The sequence below is a fragment of the Dethiosulfatibacter aminovorans DSM 17477 genome (assembly GCF_900142005.1).
Taxonomy (GTDB): Bacteria; Bacillota; Clostridia; order Tissierellales; family Dethiosulfatibacteraceae; genus Dethiosulfatibacter; species Dethiosulfatibacter aminovorans.
The window spans coordinates 1-18,524 of the sequence record NZ_FQZL01000035.1 but is presented as its reverse complement, the minus strand read 5'-3'; the positions used below and the strand labels follow the sequence as shown (position 1 = coordinate 18,524).

Here is an 18,524-nt window from a genome sequence, read left to right as displayed (position 1 = left end):
TCAAAATCATTTTATTCCTATCATACAGACAGCTTTACAGCAGCAACAATGTCCTGTGTCCGGATATCCTCTATCTTGAAGCAGTCTGCATTCATGGCACTTGAAATCTTGTCGGCAAGATTCAATTTGATGAAATTATTATCCGTATCGATAACGACGGACTTGATTCCCTCTGCACCAATTCTTGATGCGGAAATCAAAGCCTCGTCAAAGGCATCCATTTTACCTGATCCATAGGTAGCCCTTCCATCAGTCACCAGTACAATGACCGGCAGCATATCCTTGTCTTTTGCCTTTTCAGCCTTTACTATTTCATATGCCATATCCAGACCGGACGCCAGAGGAGTCCTCCCACCAGTGGGCAGTGATGCCAGTTTTTTTTCAGCCAGCTCCACACTTCTTGTTATTCCCAAAAGCAAGTCGGATGAACTTTTCTTGAATGCAACCATTCCCACCTTGTCCCTTTTCTGATATGCATCGTTCAGAAGTGACATTATGGCTCCCTTGACCGCCTTCATTCTTTTGTTTGCTCCCATTGAACCGCTTGCATCTACAACGAAGATGATGGTGTTTCCCGTTCTTTTCTCCCTTACCTTCACCCTGATGTCGGATTTATCTATGGCCACAGCCATTCCCTTCCTATCCCTCTTCAACTGATAGGGAGCCGATGCACGCAATGTTGCGTCTATGGCTATGTCATTGATCTTTCCTTTCACAGGACATCTGTATCTAACATACCTTCCTTGCTTCGAAGAAGTCTTGACCAGGCTTCTCTTTCCGCTTCCCTTTTCCACAATGCTTCTTTTGTTCTCAGACAACCATTTTGACACTGCAAAGACTTCCCCCGGATCATCTACATTTTCAGAATCTTCTCCCGGCATTTCCATTTCAGGCGGCGTATCTTCATCGCTTGAACCATCCTGTGTATTCTGGCTGCTGTCAGGCTCATGATCGGACTGTTCCTCTTGCTGGTCGGGTTCTTCCCTTTCAAAATCGTTTTGATCATTGTCCTGCTGGTCATTATCCATATCTTCATTTTCCTGGTTTTCCGAATCATCAGGCATATCCTGGGGTTCAGGCTCATTAGTCTCATCATTTTCCCTTACTCTGTGAGGCAGAGCGAATTTTGCAGCTTCCTTTATATCGTCAATATTCAGCACTATTCTTGAATCCAGAGCAGCAATAGCCTTCGCTGCTTCTATTATGACAAGCTCGCCCCTGTGGCCCGCGCAATTCGCTTCCTTTGCTATTGAAGCTGCAAGCTGCATGGCGTTATGTGTCACGCTCACCTTGTCCAGATCCTCTTTAGCCCTTTTAATCTTCTGCATGAGCTTCACGTTGTGGCTTCTCCATTCCTCCAGGTATCGGGCAGGATTTCTTTCATACCTTATGCGCCGCCTTACAATCTCTGTCCTTTTCCTCACATCGCTTTCGCCCTTTACTTCAACATACAGTCCGAACCTGTCAAGAAACTGGGGCCTCAATGCTCCTTCTTCGGGATTCATGCTTCCAACAAGTATGAACCTGGCTTCATGCTGGAATGAAATCCCCTCTCTTTCAACAATATTGACTCCTGAAGCCGAAGATTCCAGCAACGCCTTGACTATGTGGTCGCTTAAAAGATTCACTTCGTCTATATACAGCACATTGTTGTGGGCTTTCTGAAGTATTCCTCCTTCGAAACGCTTTTCACCGTGCTTGACCGCATGCTCAAAGTCGATATTTCCACTCAAGCTGTCCTCAGTGACGTTAAGGGGCAGCTCCACCAAATCTATATCCGGCATCACATTACACAGACCCCTTACAAGAGTCGACTTTGCCGTTCCCTTCTCACCGCTTATCAAAACGCCTCCTATGGCCGGATTAACCATATTCCATATCAGGACTTTTTTCATATCATCCTGTCCAATTACAGCTGTAAAAGGAAATATAATTTTTTCATCAAACAACGTATATCACTCCCATATTATCCAAGCTCTTCGATATTTCCTTCCATCTCCATGTAAACCTTGGTCAGTTTTTCAACACTCTCTTCAGATGCATTCCACATATTTCTCTGATTTGCCTCAAGAAGCCTTTCTGTAACGCTGTGGAGGGCCCAAGGATTCACATCCCTCATCCAGTCCGAATTCTCCTTGTTGAACACATACCTTTCAGCTATGCAGTCATACATCCAGTCGTCTATAACATCAGTGGTAGCATCCCATCCGAATGTAAAATCCATCATTGCCGAAACCTGTTTGGCTCCTCTGTAACCGTGCTTTTTGAGGCCCTCTACCCATTTAGGATTGTTGACCCTTGCCCTCATAACCCTGGAGGCCTCTTCGTGAAGAGTCAAGGTCTCTACGTGGTCCGTATCGGATGTGCTGGGAATGTATGCCGGCTTCTGGCTTCCGCTGTGGGTAGTGATGGCAGCCACCATGCCGCCGAAATAATTGTAGAAGTCATCGCTGTCAAGCATGTCGACTTCCCTTGTGGATTCGTTCTTGACCGCTACATTGACCTTCTTCATCCTGAGGGCAAACAATTCAGGCATTTTATCCCCATGAAGCTTCTTGCCGTATGCATGGCATCCCCAAGTGGTATATACTTTTCCCAAATCCGTCACGTCATTCCACTTCTTGCTTTCCACCACATTGCACACCCCTGCGCCATATGCTCCGGGGGCATCCCCGAATACCCTGATGAGGGAGTGTTCCTGTGCAAGCTCCAAGTCAACGCCCTGCTTGACAAGTTCTGCAACTTCCTCGTCAACATGCTTCTTCACATAGTTGACTTCATCGTCTTCATCAAGTGATGCCACAAGATTCACCGCATCCTCAACACGCTCGATGAGGTTTGGAAATGCGTCCCTGAAAAGACCGGTAATCCTCAGTGTTACATCTATTCTTGGACGGCCAAGCTCCTCCATGGGTATAGCTTCTATTCCAATGACCCTGTCGGTTGTTCCAAGCCATACGGGCCGTGCGCCCAACAGATAGAAGGTCTCTGCTATGTCATCACCATATGTCCTCATTGATTCCGTTGCATACACCAGCATTGATACGCTTTCCGGGTATTCACCTTCATCATTGAGATATCTTTCAAGGAGCTGGTCACCCAGAGTCTTTCCTATCTCCCATGAAGAGCGTGAAGGCATTGCTCCCGGGTCTACAGAATAGAAGTTTCTTCCCGTAGGCAGTATCGCTGCATTTCCCCTTGTAGGAGCTCCCGATGGTCCCGGCGGAACAAACCTTCCGTTCACTCCTCCGATGAAATTATCCATCTCGTCTGTTATTCTCATGACCCTCGGCTTGACGAAGTTGCACACATAGCCGAGACAAGTCTTCAGACTCTCGACGTCATTGGCATCATCAACCTTGAACAGGTCTATTATTTGGCCTATGGATTTTTCATCGAAATTGTTCTTTTCAAGCTCAAGGAAAATGTCTCTGCCTGTTTCATCAGCTTCCGCCAGCAGTATTCCATAGGACTTTCCATCTTTCGTAGCCGTTTCCGGAGAAGCCAGCAGCTCTTCAAAGTCAAGGCCCAGCATATCGCATACGCTCTTGCGGAAGGAGGGGACATCTCCGTTCCTGTTCCTCACGAGCATCTTCAGCATGTTCCTGAAACGGTCTCCTTTCGGTACCATTCCGAATATATGGAATCCGTCGTTTATGTCGCAGGCCTGGATATTGCTAACCCATGAGTGGAGCTTCTTGATGCACTCCTCGGCATCTGCCTCCATTTCCTCAAGGCTTATTGCAAGGTCGTCATTAAGATTCATTCTGACAGCCAGATCCACTATCTGCTTCTCAACCAGGGGAATCTTCTTTGGATCCGCCGCCTTCACATGGTAGTACTGCTTCATCAGCTCGTCCATCTCGGCAAGTTCGTCATATACTCCGCTTTCCACCATTGAAGCCACCATATAGTCAACAAGAGCCGCATATGTCCTTCTTTTTGCAGCCGACCCCTCTCCCGGTGCATTGATTATATATGAGTACAGATGGGGCACGGTACCTATGCAGATGTCGCTGTAACAGTCCTTGGACAGTCCAACCTCCTTGCCCGGAAGCCACTCTACGGTTCCGTGGGTTCCCACGTGGACTATAACGTCGGCTTCAAATACCTTTTCAACCCAGTTGTAGAATCCTATGTACTGGTGGGGACAGGGTATGTCCGTACTGTGGTACATTTCCTCGGCCTTTTCCTCAAAGGCCCTGGGTGGCTGAAGTCCAATGAATATGTTTCCGTTCAGTATGCCCGGAATCAGTATCTTGTCGTCAACAGCCATGAAGTCTCCCGGCGGCTCTCCCCAATATTTGACCAGATTTTCCTTTATCCTCGGTATGAACCTTTCATACCATTCCCTGTACTTGTCCTCGTTAACCGTATCGATGCTTTTCTCAAGCATGCTCTCAGGCGACGACCACCTTCCGTCATTGGTCAGGCCGTTTATTATCCTGTCTATGATGTCCTTGCCGTCGCTGAAGCGATAATCCGTCTGAACTCCTGTTTCTTCAAGTCTGCTGACCATATCGAAGACTGAAACGGGAGTATCAAGTCCTGCTGCTCCTCCTATATTGTCATTCCTCGGCGGATTGTTGTGGAGGATTATTGCAACCTTCTTCTTGTCGTTTTTTATGTGTCTCAGTTTTGCCCAGTTGATCGCCAGGGAGACAATGCTTTCAACACGGTCCTCGATGGGCATGGATACCTTTTTCGGTCCAAGATCCGTATCCACCTTTTCAGAGGTCGCATAGGGATAGGCTATGATCTGTCCGTCGAACTCCGGCTGGAAAACGCTCCAGCTTAGTGACAGCCCGTCAAGTCCCCTGACGGAATCATTCCATTCCTCATAGGACTGAAGGGTCGTCATTGCCTGCATGACTGGAACGTCAAAAAGGTCGAATACGCTTGTTTCTTTAGGCTTCGAGCCGTCTCCGGGGTCTGCCAGTATTGTAAGGCTGAAGGCCGTAGTGTTTATTATGGAATCGACAACCGTCCTTCCCTCGTACATCATGCATCTTTCAAGGGTTGCCCTTATGCCTTCACATCCCAGATTACTGTCGGGCAGCATGTCCGAATATACGCAGAGGGGAACTGCTCCCTGGTTTCTCACGCTTCTTATGAGGGCATCCACATGGGCAAGGTTTTTCTTCTGAAGCAAGAGTACGTTGACTATTATTCCCACCACGGGATCCTTGCTCTCCCTTACCTTTTCAAGATAAGCTTCCTCGTACTCCGTATCGAAGTCAGGGTCGTATATTCCGCTCCATTTCGGGCATGCGGGGTCGTCAATGGCATACTTACCCCTCCCGAACTGGTTTCCCAGCCATTTCACAAGATTGCCGAGGTTTTTTGACCCTCCCGACTTATAGTACTTGTAAATGATTTCGAAATCCTCCGGCATTATTCCCGATTCAGGAAAAAGCTCGGCTACTTCCTCTTCAATTGTTGTATTTATAAAGAATTTCTTATTTCCTTTTATTATTCCGTAATAATCCTTGAAGCTCTTGAAAAACGAAAGTGAGCCGTGGATGTTCATGAACACAAAGTCCGCATCCTTCGTCGCCTCAAGACATGCATCATATGTTTCTTTGTTGTTGTCAAGCTCTGTCGTATTGTACATGCTGATTGAGAATTCGCCCGGATACTGTTCCTCCAGCGCCAGCTGCGCCTCCTTGAATACGAGGAAGGGTTCCGTAACAGTCATAATAATAGCAAGTTTCAACATAAAGTCCTCCTAGATTGGTCAACCGAATTCCGATGCTATTTTGATTCGATGTTCCTTATTATTTTTTCCACATCGGAAAAGTCCATTGTCCTGTCTTCAAAAGGCTTTCTTCTCATTCTGTGAGGCAGTACAAATCCGGCAGCCTCGATCAAGTCGTCACCGGTCACCTTGTCCCTGTCGTTGAATGCAGCAATTGCCACAGCTGTCTTTATCATGCTTATGTCCGCCCTGTGTCCGTCAACATCCATGTTTATGGATACCTCTGCAGCCATTTCCAGAACCCTGTCGTCAAATTCAACTTGTTCAAGAAGTTTTTTTGCCTTCTCAATTCTTTCGGCAAGGTCTTCCTGACTGTTTTTGTATCGAGCCATAAAGTCCGCATCGTCCTTCTCATAATCCAGTCTTCTTTTAATGACTTCCACTCTCTTGTTTGTATCCCTTTCTCCAACTACATCGACAACCATGCCAAACCTGTCCAGCAGCTGGGGTCTCAAATCCCCTTCTTCAGGATTCATCGTTCCAACAAGTACGAAATTTGCCGGGTGTGAAAATGAAACTCCTTCCCTCTCGACTGTGTTTACGCCCATGGCAGCAGAATCGAGAAGTACATCGACCACATGGTCGTCCAAAAGGTTTACTTCGTCTACATATAGTATGTTTCTGTTTGCCAGTGCCAGGATTCCGGGTTCGAATCTCTTTTCTCCCTTCTTGATGGCATGCTCGATGTCAAGAGTACCTACCACCCTGTCTTCAGTTGCGCTGACGGGCAATTCTATTACCCTCATCTTCCTGTTGCTTACATTTATATTCTCTTTAACCTCCACTTTTTTGCGGCATTCGCTGCACATGCTGCCCAGGTCTTTTGGACTGCATCCAAATTCACAGCCTTCAATCTGTTCCTTTTCAGGAAGGAGCTGTGCCAGGGCGCGGACAGCTGTGGACTTGGCTGTTCCTTTCTCTCCTCTTATGAGTACTCCGCCGAGAGACGGGTCTATTATGTTCAAGATCAAAGCCTTTTTCATGTTATCCTGCCCTACGATTGCCGTAAATGGATAAACCGTTTTATTGTTCTTCATATTTATATCCTATTCCTTTTAATGTTTTTATTCTGCCTTCAGGCACTTTCTCACTCCTACCGAGAACATTACAATGAAGTATGCTATCAGTATTGCCGGATGTATCATGTCCGACATTAAATTCTCTCCCGTACTCCTCAATGCTATACTGGTATGTGTCAGGGGAAGCACCATTATGAGTCCCTTTACAATCATCGGCATCTTGCCCAGTGAAAAGAACGTTCCGCACAGGAACGACATGGGCGTTATGACAAAGTTCGAGAACTTTGACATTTCCATATGCGAATTGATTATAAGACCAACTGTGAATCCTATGGACGAAAATACCATACAGTTGAGAAACATGACGAAAATGAAATAGGGAGTGACCGCCAGTTTCGTTCCGAATACAGATACTATGAGTATTATCAGAGCACCAGAATACATGCCTCTCAATGCTCCTCCGAGAATCTTCGCCAGTGCATACACATGCATCTTGATTGGAGCCACCATGAATGACTCGAATGTCTTCTCATATATCCTCGATATATTTATATTGTTTGCCAGATTGTTGTAGCTCACAACCATGGTTGTCATAGCCACAATTCCGGGTATTACAAAGGTAAGGTAGTCCTGACCCTCGACCTGCATTCCGTCGCCAAGGCCCCATCCGAAAACTATCAGATAAAGCATTGGTGAAATCATCGCTCCCGTAGTGATACCCCAGAATTTTCTCTTGAAAAGAACAAGCTCCTGCCATAGAATAACCTTTAATGCGCCCATCATCCACCAACCCTTTCATTTGTAAGTTTAATAAAGACATCCTCCAAATTCGAAGGCCTTATTTTTGTATCCCCTTTCAGATCGGCTGCAAACATTGCAGCATCCCGTCTCGTGTCAAAAAAGTCTTCCCTTATTTCTCCATTGTCAAAGTACTCGACTACAAAATTGCCCACCTTCTCGATCAGTTTCTCTGGAGTATCCATTTCCACCAGGCTTCCTCCGTTGATCAGACCAACCCTGTCGCACAATGTCTCGGCCTCCTCTATGTAGTGGGTCGTCAGCAATACCGTCAAACCTTCATTCTTCAGCTTCTTCAAGAGGTTCCACATGCTTCTTCTTGCAGCAGCGTCCAGTCCCACCGTAGGTTCATCCAAAAGAAGCAGGTCCGGTTGATGCATCAGAGCCCTTGAAATCATAAGCTTTCTCTTCATTCCTCCGGAAAATGTCCTTACAAGGTCATTTGACCTGTCGGAGAGCTTGATGAAATCCAGAAGCTCTTCTATTCTCTTTCTTCTACTTCCCTTTTCCATTCCGTAGAGACATCCGTGGAGCTCAAGATTCTCCCATGCCGTCATTTCATTTTCCAGGTTGTTCTGCTGCGGAACGATTCCTATTCTCTTCTTCATTGCAGTGAGGTTTCTGTCCATTTTATTGTTGTCAATGATTATGTCCCCATCAGTCTTGGGTGTAAGGGTGCTTATCATTTTGACAGTTGTGGTCTTCCCAGCTCCGTTGGGTCCCAGAAGGCCAAAAAATTCACCTTTTTTTATTTCCATGTTCAATTTGTCTACAGCAGTCAGGCTGCCGTATTTCTTGGTCAAATCATTAATTATCAGCAATATCTTTTCTCCTTTACTTCCTTGCTCAAATATTCATTTTTTTCCAGTTTCCCAATTATTTCGACAATGTTTGATGCAAGCCGACAGTTGATTATCCTTTCGGAATCAGAACCGAAATATCTCCTGCATTCATCCTTGCTTCTCATGCTTATAACCGTTTTGCCTTTTTCCAGGGCATGAAGAACCATTTCGATATTCCTTCTGTTTGTTGTCCCAACCGGGAATCCGGTATCTACCAGAATATCCATCTTTCCCATATTCATTTTTGCTTTTTCATAGGTACTTTCACTTATATCAACAAACGGCTCTTCACTTTCTATTCCCATTCCCATTGTTCTGGCTATCTCGTAGTCCACGTCATTTCTGTGGATTACACCCGTAAATGCCCCGATGCCGTACTTGGCAAGCAGTCTGTAGACAGGAGAACCGTATCCATTGCCCCCCAGCACGAAGACCTTGGGTTCCATAAGGTTGGATATCTCTATGGATCCAAGAAGATTGTTGAAATTTGCATCCCTTATGCTGAAAAGGGTTTTTATAATGGTTTCATCCACAACGTCCTCAGGTATGCCGTAGCCTATTATCTTGCTGTCCTTTACAAGAACCACCTTGTCGCAGCTTTTAAGCGCCATGTCAATCTCATGAAGGGACAGGATCACTGTTATGTTCTTTTCCTTGCTCAGCTTTTTCAATATCTCTATAAGCTCAAGCCTGTGCCTAATATCCAGATGGGTTGTAGGTTCGTCAAGTACTATGATCTCGGGCTCCTGAACAAGGGCCCTTGCCACCAGCACCTTCTGCCTTTCACCGTCGCTGAGCTCCTCAAAATACCTTCCCGACAGCTTTTCCGCGTTGACGCTTTCCAAGGCCTCCCATACCTTCTCCAAGTCAGTTTCATTCAATCTTCCAAGATATCCCGTATGGGGATATCTTCCCATTGAAACAACTTCGAAGACTGTCATGAGTCCGCCTGAGAATCTTTCTGTAAGTACTACGGACAGCTGTTTTGCAAGATCCTTTTTCTTGATTTCATCTACGGCCTTATCGTTTATGTATACCGTGCCTCCCACGGGCTTCAAAAGTCCGGACAAAGTCCTCAATATGGTAGTCTTTCCCGCTCCGTTGGGTCCCAGAAGACATACGACCTGTCCCTTGAGTCCGCTTATTTCGATGCCGTCGACTACAGCCTTGTTCTCATATCCTACGCTCAGATTTTCCGTTTTTATTATTTTCATTTTGATACACTCCTCAGCATCTGCTTTTGAAGAACCCTGTAAAGAACTACTACTGATTCCCCTCGCGTGGCATTTCCCATTGGATCGAATCTTCCGTCACTGCGTCCTTTCATAATATCCGCCTGTATCATTGATGCCACAGGCTTCATGGCCCAATATGAGATTTCGCTGCTGTCAACTATGTCATCAAGCATTTCCTCAACTTCATTACCGTTGATATCCGTCCCCATGTCCATAATAATCATCAGCCTTTCAATCATCTTGGCCATCTGTTCCCTTGTTATGAAACTGTCGGGAGCAAATCTGCTCTCATCGATTCCATTTGCAATTCCCAATGAAACGGCTGTTTTTACAGCCTCCCCGTACCAGGCATTTTCAGGCACATCTACAAAGTCAATTTCATTGCCCTCATCTGCAGTCAGTCCTGCCATACGTACGAGTATGGCTATGAACTGTGCTCTTGATATCCTGTCGTTTGCCATGAAGCAGCCTTCTCCTACTCCGTTCACAAATCCCCTTGAAGCCATATATTCTATTTCCCATTTGGCCCAGTGGTTTTCCAGGTCCTCAAATCTGCTGTTTCCTCCTGTACTGTCTATGCCTGTTGTAAATATTGGACTTGAAAATCCAATGCTTCCGTCTGAATGGACAACCTTGACCACATACCATCTGTCGCATTCATCTGCCATTACAGCCGGATGCCATTCTCCTGCCGTGTCGTTTATCTCCCTTGATGCAATCACCTTGCCGCCGTTTGATATGAGGCTGATGCTGGATATGGGATTTTCCTCATCCTCTACTGCTATATCCATTTCAAGGGACTCGTCGGGTTCCAGCTGAAGAACGCTGCCCATCCAGTGTCCGTTTCCCTTGAATGTCATCTTAAGGGTTTTTGTTTCGGTAGCATAAACCCTTCTCAGCCTGTATGCATCGCAAAAATCCTCTTCGCTGAGGCTTTCACCTATGTATACGGTCAGATTGTCGGTTTCACCCCAGTTCCTTCCGTGATTGTCCTGAACATTTGCAGCACCTACATGCCATCCCTTGTCCAAAGCCTTGAAATAGTACTCCTCCATCCTCGAATAGCCATAGGGCCTTCTTCCATTTGCAACCTCTATCATGTTGATGACCCTGTCCGCATCCTTGTCGTATTTCAGGCTGTCAAATGAAGTGTCCGGCCATTTGGGATGGCAGAACTGCACTATTGCTCCCGGTTGATTTTCACTCCATTCGTAGAATTCGGAAAGAGTGGTCATGGTGTATGCTTCAACATAATTTTCAGTATTGAATGCATTGAGGTGCCCAAGGTGGGGAAAAGTCATCTCAAATCCTCTCATGGCAAGGAAATCATCATGGCTGCTATTGAAGTCGTCAATCATCTCACCGGTCCTTGTCCATTCGGAATCAGGACTTGCCTTATACTCCTTTTCTTCCGGATCGTATTCGTCACCTTCAAACATGTCCGAATGGTCCGTCACAACCAGAAAATCCAGTCCCTGTTCATATGCGAATCCATATGCCTCTGACGGTATTCCCTGGCCGTCGGAAAAGGAAGTGTGGCAGTGGGGATTTCCAAAATAGAAGTCAAAGGCTGATTCAAGATCCTTGTCGACTACGAAAAACCATGAATAATCAAACACATTGCCATCATTATCACTTATATAAATTTCAACGTCATGCTCACCATAGGACAGGTCTTCACGGGGCATGTAATGAACTCTTGCCTCTTTTGCCGGTTTTTCAAATTCAATTTCCGAAAATTCCGTAACTTCATTTCCATCGACAATTATCCTGATGGAAGACATATCCATGTCTTCATTTCCCATCCGGAAACTTGCCTCTATTGCCGGCCTTTTTTCGAATGTGTATGTCATGTCTCCCGGCTGCACCCCTTCTACAGTCAATGACATATTCTCTGCTGCCTGAACACTTGTGACAAATATTCCATTGACTCCTTCTGGAGCAAAGCCCAAGGAGACCGTAAAAGCTAGAATTATAGAGAAGAATACAATGGTTTTTCTTCTAAAATGCATTTTCTTCATATACAGCACTCTCCTTAAACCGGTATCACGTCAAAATCCGTTGATTCAGTCTTCCTGTTTACAGTATCCCAATCAAATACCAGAGCAGCCTGCTCTATTCCGCTGTATGAAAACTTCCTTTCCCCGTCAACAATCACAGCGCTTTCAGCCTTCGACAAGTCAAGGATTCCATTTCCCGTCTGGTTGCAGACCCATACAGGCAGTCCGGATTCCCTTGAGCACCTTTCCCAACAGTCCCCGGGGCCGCATTCCCCCGCCGGCGGCCAAAGGGCGGGAATCATTATTACATCCGCCTTCTTTTCCTTAAGCTCTCTGGAATGCTCCATGAACCAGGAATCCGCGCAAATCAGGATACCGGCCTTCATCTCTCCGCATTCCACATAATCCACACTGTCCCCCAAAGACGCCCATGCCTCGGAAGCTCCTCCGTGGGAGTGCATTTTCCAATGCCTTCCTATTATCTCTCCGTCGGGACCGATGACGAGACAGCTGTTGTAGCATTTCCCGTCATCGGCGCTGCGTTCCGCACATCCCAAAAAAATTGTCACTCCATGGTTTCTCGCCTTGTCACATAAAGCCTTGACGGAAGAACCGGGCTGGACCTGCACGTCATACTCCCTATCCATAGCGAAATAATATCCCTGGAGAGCCGTCTCGGGAGTAATTATCCAATCAGCCCCTTTTTTTACAACTATGTCGATGGCTTCACCCAAAAGCTTAACATTCCTTTCCTCTGGTCCATCGCTTAAATCCATATGTAGCAATGCTATCTTCATATTACAATCCTTTCATCTTTCATTTGTTGCTAAAATCATAATGCAGTCCTTCTTTTCATCACCAGCCATATGACTATGGGAACTCCGAAGAATGAAGTGACGCTGCTTATGGTCAGCTCCGCCGGTGCAAGAAGCACCCTGGCGGCAAGGTCACATGAAGCAGTTATGATCCCTCCCATAAGGATGGTTGCCGGAACCAGAATCCTGTTGTCCGAGGAACCAAGGGACAGCCTGGCTATGTGGGGAACGGACATTCCGATAAAAGCCACCGGTCCTGCAAAAGCAGTGACCAGAGCCGTCAGAAGGCTGGAAACCATGATGATGAATATGCGGAAAAACTTGACATTGACTCCCATGCTTTTCGCATAGTCCTCACCCATCATGAACGCATTCAAGGGCTTTGATATCAGCATTGCCATCAGCAAAAACGGAATTCCCAATGCAATCAGCACCCTTACCTGGTCCCAGGTAAATCCTGAAAAGCTGCCCATGCTCCATATCATGAAGCCCTTTACCTTTTCGTTGTCTGCAAAGGTGGTTATGACACCGGTAGCTGCAGAACACAGATACCCTATCATAAGACCTATCACCAGCAGAGTTACGGAACTTCTAACCTTGTAAGCGAACAGCAGCACTATTGCCGTCACAAAGACTGCTCCCAGAAAGGCTCCAAAAAACATGTAGAAGGGTGATACTACGGATAAACCCAGGGTGAATCCCCCCATTATTATGAGAGCCATAATAAGCGTCGAACCCGATGATACTCCCAGTACATAAGAATCCACAATGGGATTCCTGAAAAACACCTGGAGAAGAAGACCCGACACCGCCAGGGCTGCTCCCCCTATCAATGCCGCCAGGGACCTTGGGAGCCTTATCTGCCATATTATAGTAGAATTGACGGAATCATCCTGGATCCTGTTTACAATTATATCGACTACCTCCGAAAAACTGATCTTTATGGATCCAAGAGCGATATTGGTCAGGAATACCAGCAGCAGGACCACAATAAGCAAGGAAAAGACGGCGGTCTTCCTTCCCGGCGATACTTTATTTGATAACTTTTTACTATCCTTTAATTGAACCATTGACTACCTCGTCTCTACACCCTACTCAACAGGAAGCTTAACAAGCTTTGTAAACTGATGATTCGGGAATTTGTCAGGATGGAAAGCTGCAGCAATGTCTTTCTCTATGATGTCCGATTCATATATTGTCTGCCACCAGTTAGGCGCATATGCCCAGACATTGCCTTCCTTCACAGCCTTGATGTTTGCAAAGAGGGGATTCTCATCCACAATACCCTCTATAGTGGGGTTGTTCATGTAGTTGGTTGTAGATGAATATATGAACACGTCGGCATCCTTTGCATAAGCATAGAAATCCTCCATGCTTACCTGTGTATCTTCACCCATGTTTATTCCGCCGAATACATAATCTCCGGCACAATCGTCTATCCATCTGCCTACATAACAGTCAGGATCGGCTACATATACCTTAGACACCCACGAAAGACCCCAGGCAACCTTGGGCTTTTCTTCATCGGCCACCTTTGCCTTTGTTTCCATGACACTTTCCACTGCACGGTTGAAGAGTGCTTCCGCCTCCATCTCCTTGTCATAAAAAGCCGCCATGAACTTTATCCATTCCATTCTTCCCAGAGGATTTTTTTCAAGGTACTCGTTGTTTACGGCATATGGGACGCCTATGGAGTCGAACTTCCTCATTACGTTCCTTTGTCCTACATCACCCGTATAAACAAAGGCCAGTTCCGGTCCTACGGATTTTACAATTTCATAATCCGGCGGCTCCATGTTGTCACCTCCGACGTATGTCACGCTTCCTTCGGACAATGCATCCTTTATCTCCGGAATGAACCAGTAGTCCTCTGATGTCGATACTGCAACCACACTGTCAAGAACATCCAGTTTATCCAAAGAGCCTACAAAGGTTGACGAAAGAGTCATCGTATTGTCAAGAGGTATTGGTATAACCTTGTCTGCAATTACCCCTGCAGGCGCATTCTGACCTTTCGGAACAAGAAGCAGCCTGAAGTCCTCCCCGTCAGTCACAAGCTTGCATCCGTCTTCCAGATATTTTATCTTGAATCCTTCCGCATAATATAGGGGGAATTCATCCATTTTGATTCTCAATTCCGATGCAGCCTGGTTGTAGACTGTATTGAAACCAAAAACCTTTTGTATGAAGTCACATGGTACGTATGTTGTTCCGTTCTCTATATGAGGCGCTACCCTAAGGGTGCGGCATTCTCCATTTACGAGGATATCCACATTTCCGTTGTTCAAGTAGGTAACGTTCTCACCCCTGGATAAGCTGACCCTGCATACTTCGGAATCCCATCCCACAACGGCTCCAAGGGCTTCTGAAACCAAACGAAGGGGAATCATCAATTCGTTGTCGCATAGGTATGTTTTGCAGTTGTTCAAATTCATCGGTTTATCGTTCAGATACACTTTAGTGATTGAAAAGTTGTCACATGAATCAAGTTTAATATTGCTTCCTTCCGTGTCGATTTCAGATACCGAAGCTTCAACTTCCAGCGGTACAACAGACAGGACAAGTACAGCCATAACAAGGAAGGCAATCAGTTTATTTCTTTTAATCAAAGTATTCCTCCATTAGCGATTTATTAAATAAAAGCTTTCTAAAAAGAGATTAAGGGAGGTTTTTTCGACCTCCCGATAACCCCATATAATTAAATTAACTAAACATCCACTGTAGCATTCTGAACAGCATTACAGCAGCTTCAGCTCTTGTTGCATTTCCACCGGGAACGAATTTATCAGCTCCTCTTCCCTTAACCAGTTCCTCATTTACTGCAAAGGCAACAGCCTCCTCAGCCCATGTAGAGATTTCTCCGCCGTCGGCGAATCTTGAAAGTATGGCGTTTCCTACCGTTTCATCAGATTGACTATCTCCAACTATGTCCAGGTACCTTTTAATCATCGTAACTATCTGCTCCCTGGTCACAAGCCCGTCGGGATCGAATCTCTCGGCATCCACTCCATTCACTATGCCGTTTGACACGGCTATGTTTACTTCTCTTGAATACCATGCATCCCCGCCAACATCGCTGAATGTCTTCATATTGTCATAATCCACTTCCAATCCTGACATCCTTGCAAGGATTGCAACGAACTGTGCTCTCGTAATGCTTGACTGGGCATCGAATGCATTCTCTCCAACACCGTTTACATAATCGTTGGCTGCCATGAATTCTATTTCCTTTTGAGCCCAGTGACCAAACACGTCGTCAAAGGAGGCTGTGGATGATAGAAGGGCGTATTTGCTGAAGTGCTTAACCTTGAAACTCATTGTCATGTTTTCAGCATCGCATACACCGCCAGTATACTGCCATTTTTCATTTTCTTCATCATACCAGTAAGCCATGAGAGTTCCTGCTTCGGCTGCCTGTCTGAATCCTTCAGGAATGTCGATTACTATTGTACAGTCAGTCAAATCGCAAACCTTTTGCAGTTCACCGTCACTGTCTTCAGACATTATATCAAGCTCATAGATATCTCCTGCAAGTCTCAATTTTCCGTTGAATGGTGCAATATTGTTCTCTATTTCCCAGTCGCTTAGCTTTTCAGCCATGAACTGGATATTTTCATAATCCGATGAATCTGTTCCCATAAGTCCCAGACACTCCGGAGACAACAAGAACCTTGCTCCCTGAACTGTTACCTCAAGGCATTTTTCTGAATCAACAACCTGATCCATCTGGTCGCTTCCAGTAGTCAAAGCTATTTTAGAATTTTCTGCTTCAAGTGACACCTGGCCTGCTGATTCTGCATCTTCAAGGGCATTTCTCAAGTCTTTGTCTGAGACAGTATCAGCCTCTCCTGATACCGCTGCGGAACCTCCAAAAGAACCGCTCATTGCCTTTTTAATGTCGCTCCACAGAGGATTTGTGTCTTGCATTGTATAAGCATAATAGAATACAATCTTGTCATCCTCTTCAATCGGAGCTGCATCCGAACAAGCATCCAATTCTGAGCCGTTTACATCGTTTATTGCATAGCTCCAGCCTCCGCCGTTGCCGTACACTCCTGCAATCATGTCGGGATACCAGCCCCATTTCCACTGAGTAAGATGGTATTTCTCACCGGATGCAATGAGTGCTGCCAGGGCTGCGAGTCCCCATTCTTCAGTATCCTTCACCTCGAATGTCATAGGCTCTACTACCACTTTTCCCTCCGGTCCGACTACAGCCATGCTGACCTTTACTTCCGAAGGGGCTTCCCAAGAACCGCCACCTGTGCTTTCGGGTTCTACCGTTATGATTGCTGAGGCAACAGATCCGTTGTATGTAGCCTGAACCATCGTCTCACCTTCCATGAGTCCGGTTACAACACCGTCGTTAACTTCAGCTATACTTTCATCCGCTACAGTCCATACAACACCGTCGGTGATTTCCTCAATCCCGTCTATCCCCTTCAGCATCGCATTGATTTCAAAACTGTCTCCAACTTTTATAGTTTCAGCTGCAGGGTCTATGTAGAAGATATTGTCCATCATGTAGTATGCATTGATGAATCCCAATACATCAGACATATATCCTTTTCCAATACTACCGTTACCGTTTATACTGTTGTTTACGAGATAGTCCACAGCTGTCTTGCCTTCTTCACTGGTCCATGAATCATATTCAATATCAAATGCATCCATAACATCAATAGTATATGCAGTATATGCTACCGGGCAGTCCATACCTGAAACTCCACCTTCGGGTATGAAACTTCCATCAGGCAATTGTGAATTCTCAATCCACTCCAGCACTGTTGATATAACTTCCTGAATTTCAACATCCTCTCCGTTGGGATCCAGATAGTTCAGCACCCTCAAACACTTAACCGTTGAAGTATAGTCTACGTAATATCCCCCAAAAACAAATCCCCATGTATATGGCACATCCTCAGTGTTCATTCTTGACATGATGTATTCTCTTGCCTGTGCTCCATCAACTATGTCCAGCATTCCAAGATGTCCCAGCAGATCATATGCTTCGAATACCTCATATTGGGAATCTCCGCTGTCATTATATCCTTCTGCGTCCCTGGACTCAATCAATTCTACAAGTTGATTGTACAAATCACTCTGCTCAAGAGCTTTCATCGCAGCAAGGTCATGTACAAGTTCTTCAATTGAAACAGGTTTGGTCGATTCATTTATAATATCCGTCTCAACAGCTGCTATTACGGAATCAGTATATTTTTCACCACTGTATTCCCATGAACTAAAATCAACACCTGCTTTGTCTAAAATATATAACACATAGACACCGTCAAACTGGTCTGTTATTCCTTTTTCCTGGTATTTCTGGTAAAGAATTTCAACTGCGATTTCCCCCAGTTCCAATGACTCAACTGATTCATCCGATGTGTATTGCCATAGAATTTCATCTCCGCTGGTTATGTTTGTTGAACCTGCTTCAATCGCATCATTCCATTCACCATCGTTTACAGAGAACTTCCATGATGTTCCATCATTTTCAATGCCTGCAATCGATGATGGATAGTCACCCCAAACAGGACAATTTTCAATTGTAAATTCAATGCCTGATGCGTCCAGCGCTCCAAGAGCCGTCAGTCCCCACTGGTTATCGTCAGCTACCGTTATAGCCGCTCCGGTCACGTTTGCAGAGTTGTACAGCATCTCTCCGTCATGCCCTATCACTGCCATGTTTACCGTTACTTCCTCGACAGAGTTTAGTTCATCCCATGTCGGCACAACCTCTTCGCCAGTCTCCATATAGTAGTATATTATTGCATTGCCTTCCTGGATTTCCTGATTACCCGCCAGCGCCATTGCAGATTCACCATTAAATGTAAAGTTCCACCCTTTGCCATTTTCATAATCGTTATCTATTCCTGCAATCGAACTTGGAAAGTAACCCCATTTCTCCCAGTATTCATATTCATATTCAACTCCTGATGAGTCCAGCGCTCCTAGAGCTGTCAGTCCCCACTGGTTATCGTCAGTTACGGTTATTGCTCCTCCCGTAACATTTGCAGAGTTGTACAGCACCTCGCCTTCAGGTCCTATCACTGC

Annotated in this window: 11 protein-coding genes; all 11 read right to left on the bottom strand. The window is 45.6% G+C overall.

Features of this window, described 5'->3' with window-relative positions; translation table 11 throughout:
* Positions 1 to 20: 20 nt before the first annotated feature.
* Positions 21 to 1,949: a VWA domain-containing protein gene (locus tag BUB05_RS16200; RefSeq protein WP_073050660.1), complete on the bottom strand. Its 1,929-nt coding sequence runs from the start codon at positions 1,947 to 1,949 to the stop codon at positions 21 to 23.
* A gap of 17 nt (positions 1,950 to 1,966) precedes the next feature.
* Entirely contained in the window at positions 1,967 to 5,719 is a 3,753-nt protein-coding gene (gene cobN / locus BUB05_RS16195) for a cobaltochelatase subunit CobN (RefSeq protein ID WP_073050659.1), read from the bottom strand.
* 35 nt (positions 5,720 to 5,754) lie between these two features.
* Positions 5,755 to 6,795, bottom strand: a complete 1,041-nt coding sequence (locus BUB05_RS16190; RefSeq protein ID WP_073050658.1) for a magnesium chelatase ATPase subunit I — start codon at positions 6,793 to 6,795, stop codon at positions 5,755 to 5,757.
* 27 nt (positions 6,796 to 6,822) lie between these two features.
* Complete coding sequence (locus BUB05_RS16185) at positions 6,823 to 7,560, bottom strand: ABC transporter permease (protein ID WP_245819927.1); 738 nt, start codon at positions 7,558 to 7,560, stop codon at positions 6,823 to 6,825.
* A complete protein-coding gene (locus tag BUB05_RS16180) occupies positions 7,557 to 8,396 on the bottom strand; it encodes an ABC transporter ATP-binding protein (RefSeq protein WP_073050656.1) in 840 nt (279 codons plus the stop codon). The genes BUB05_RS16185 and BUB05_RS16180 overlap by 4 nt, the downstream gene beginning before the upstream one ends.
* Positions 8,390 to 9,631 carry an ABC transporter ATP-binding protein gene (locus tag BUB05_RS16175; RefSeq protein ID WP_073050655.1) on the bottom strand — a complete coding sequence of 414 codons (1,242 nt, stop codon included), beginning with the start codon at positions 9,629 to 9,631 and terminating at the stop codon, positions 8,390 to 8,392. The genes BUB05_RS16180 and BUB05_RS16175 overlap by 7 nt, the downstream gene beginning before the upstream one ends.
* Positions 9,628 to 11,673 carry a CehA/McbA family metallohydrolase gene (locus tag BUB05_RS16170; RefSeq protein ID WP_073050654.1) on the bottom strand — a complete coding sequence of 682 codons (2,046 nt, stop codon included), beginning with the start codon at positions 11,671 to 11,673 and terminating at the stop codon, positions 9,628 to 9,630. Before BUB05_RS16170 ends, BUB05_RS16175 begins: the two co-directional genes overlap by 4 nt.
* 14 nt (positions 11,674 to 11,687) lie before the next feature.
* Complete coding sequence (locus BUB05_RS16165; protein WP_073050653.1) at positions 11,688 to 12,449, bottom strand: carbon-nitrogen hydrolase family protein; 762 nt, start codon at positions 12,447 to 12,449, stop codon at positions 11,688 to 11,690.
* Between the two features lie 35 nt (positions 12,450 to 12,484).
* The gene (locus BUB05_RS16160; RefSeq protein ID WP_094763021.1) at positions 12,485 to 13,537 is read right to left on the bottom strand and encodes a FecCD family ABC transporter permease; all 1,053 of its coding nucleotides are present in this window, start codon (positions 13,535 to 13,537) and stop codon (positions 12,485 to 12,487) included.
* A gap of 21 nt (positions 13,538 to 13,558) precedes the next feature.
* Entirely contained in the window at positions 13,559 to 15,076 is a 1,518-nt protein-coding gene (locus tag BUB05_RS16155; protein ID WP_073050652.1) for a stalk domain-containing protein, read from the bottom strand.
* Positions 15,077 to 15,170: 94 nt separating this feature from the next.
* Positions 15,171 to 18,524 (bottom strand): S-layer homology domain-containing protein (locus BUB05_RS16150; RefSeq protein WP_139258047.1); only part of this gene is annotated, 3,354 nt, incomplete at its 5' end.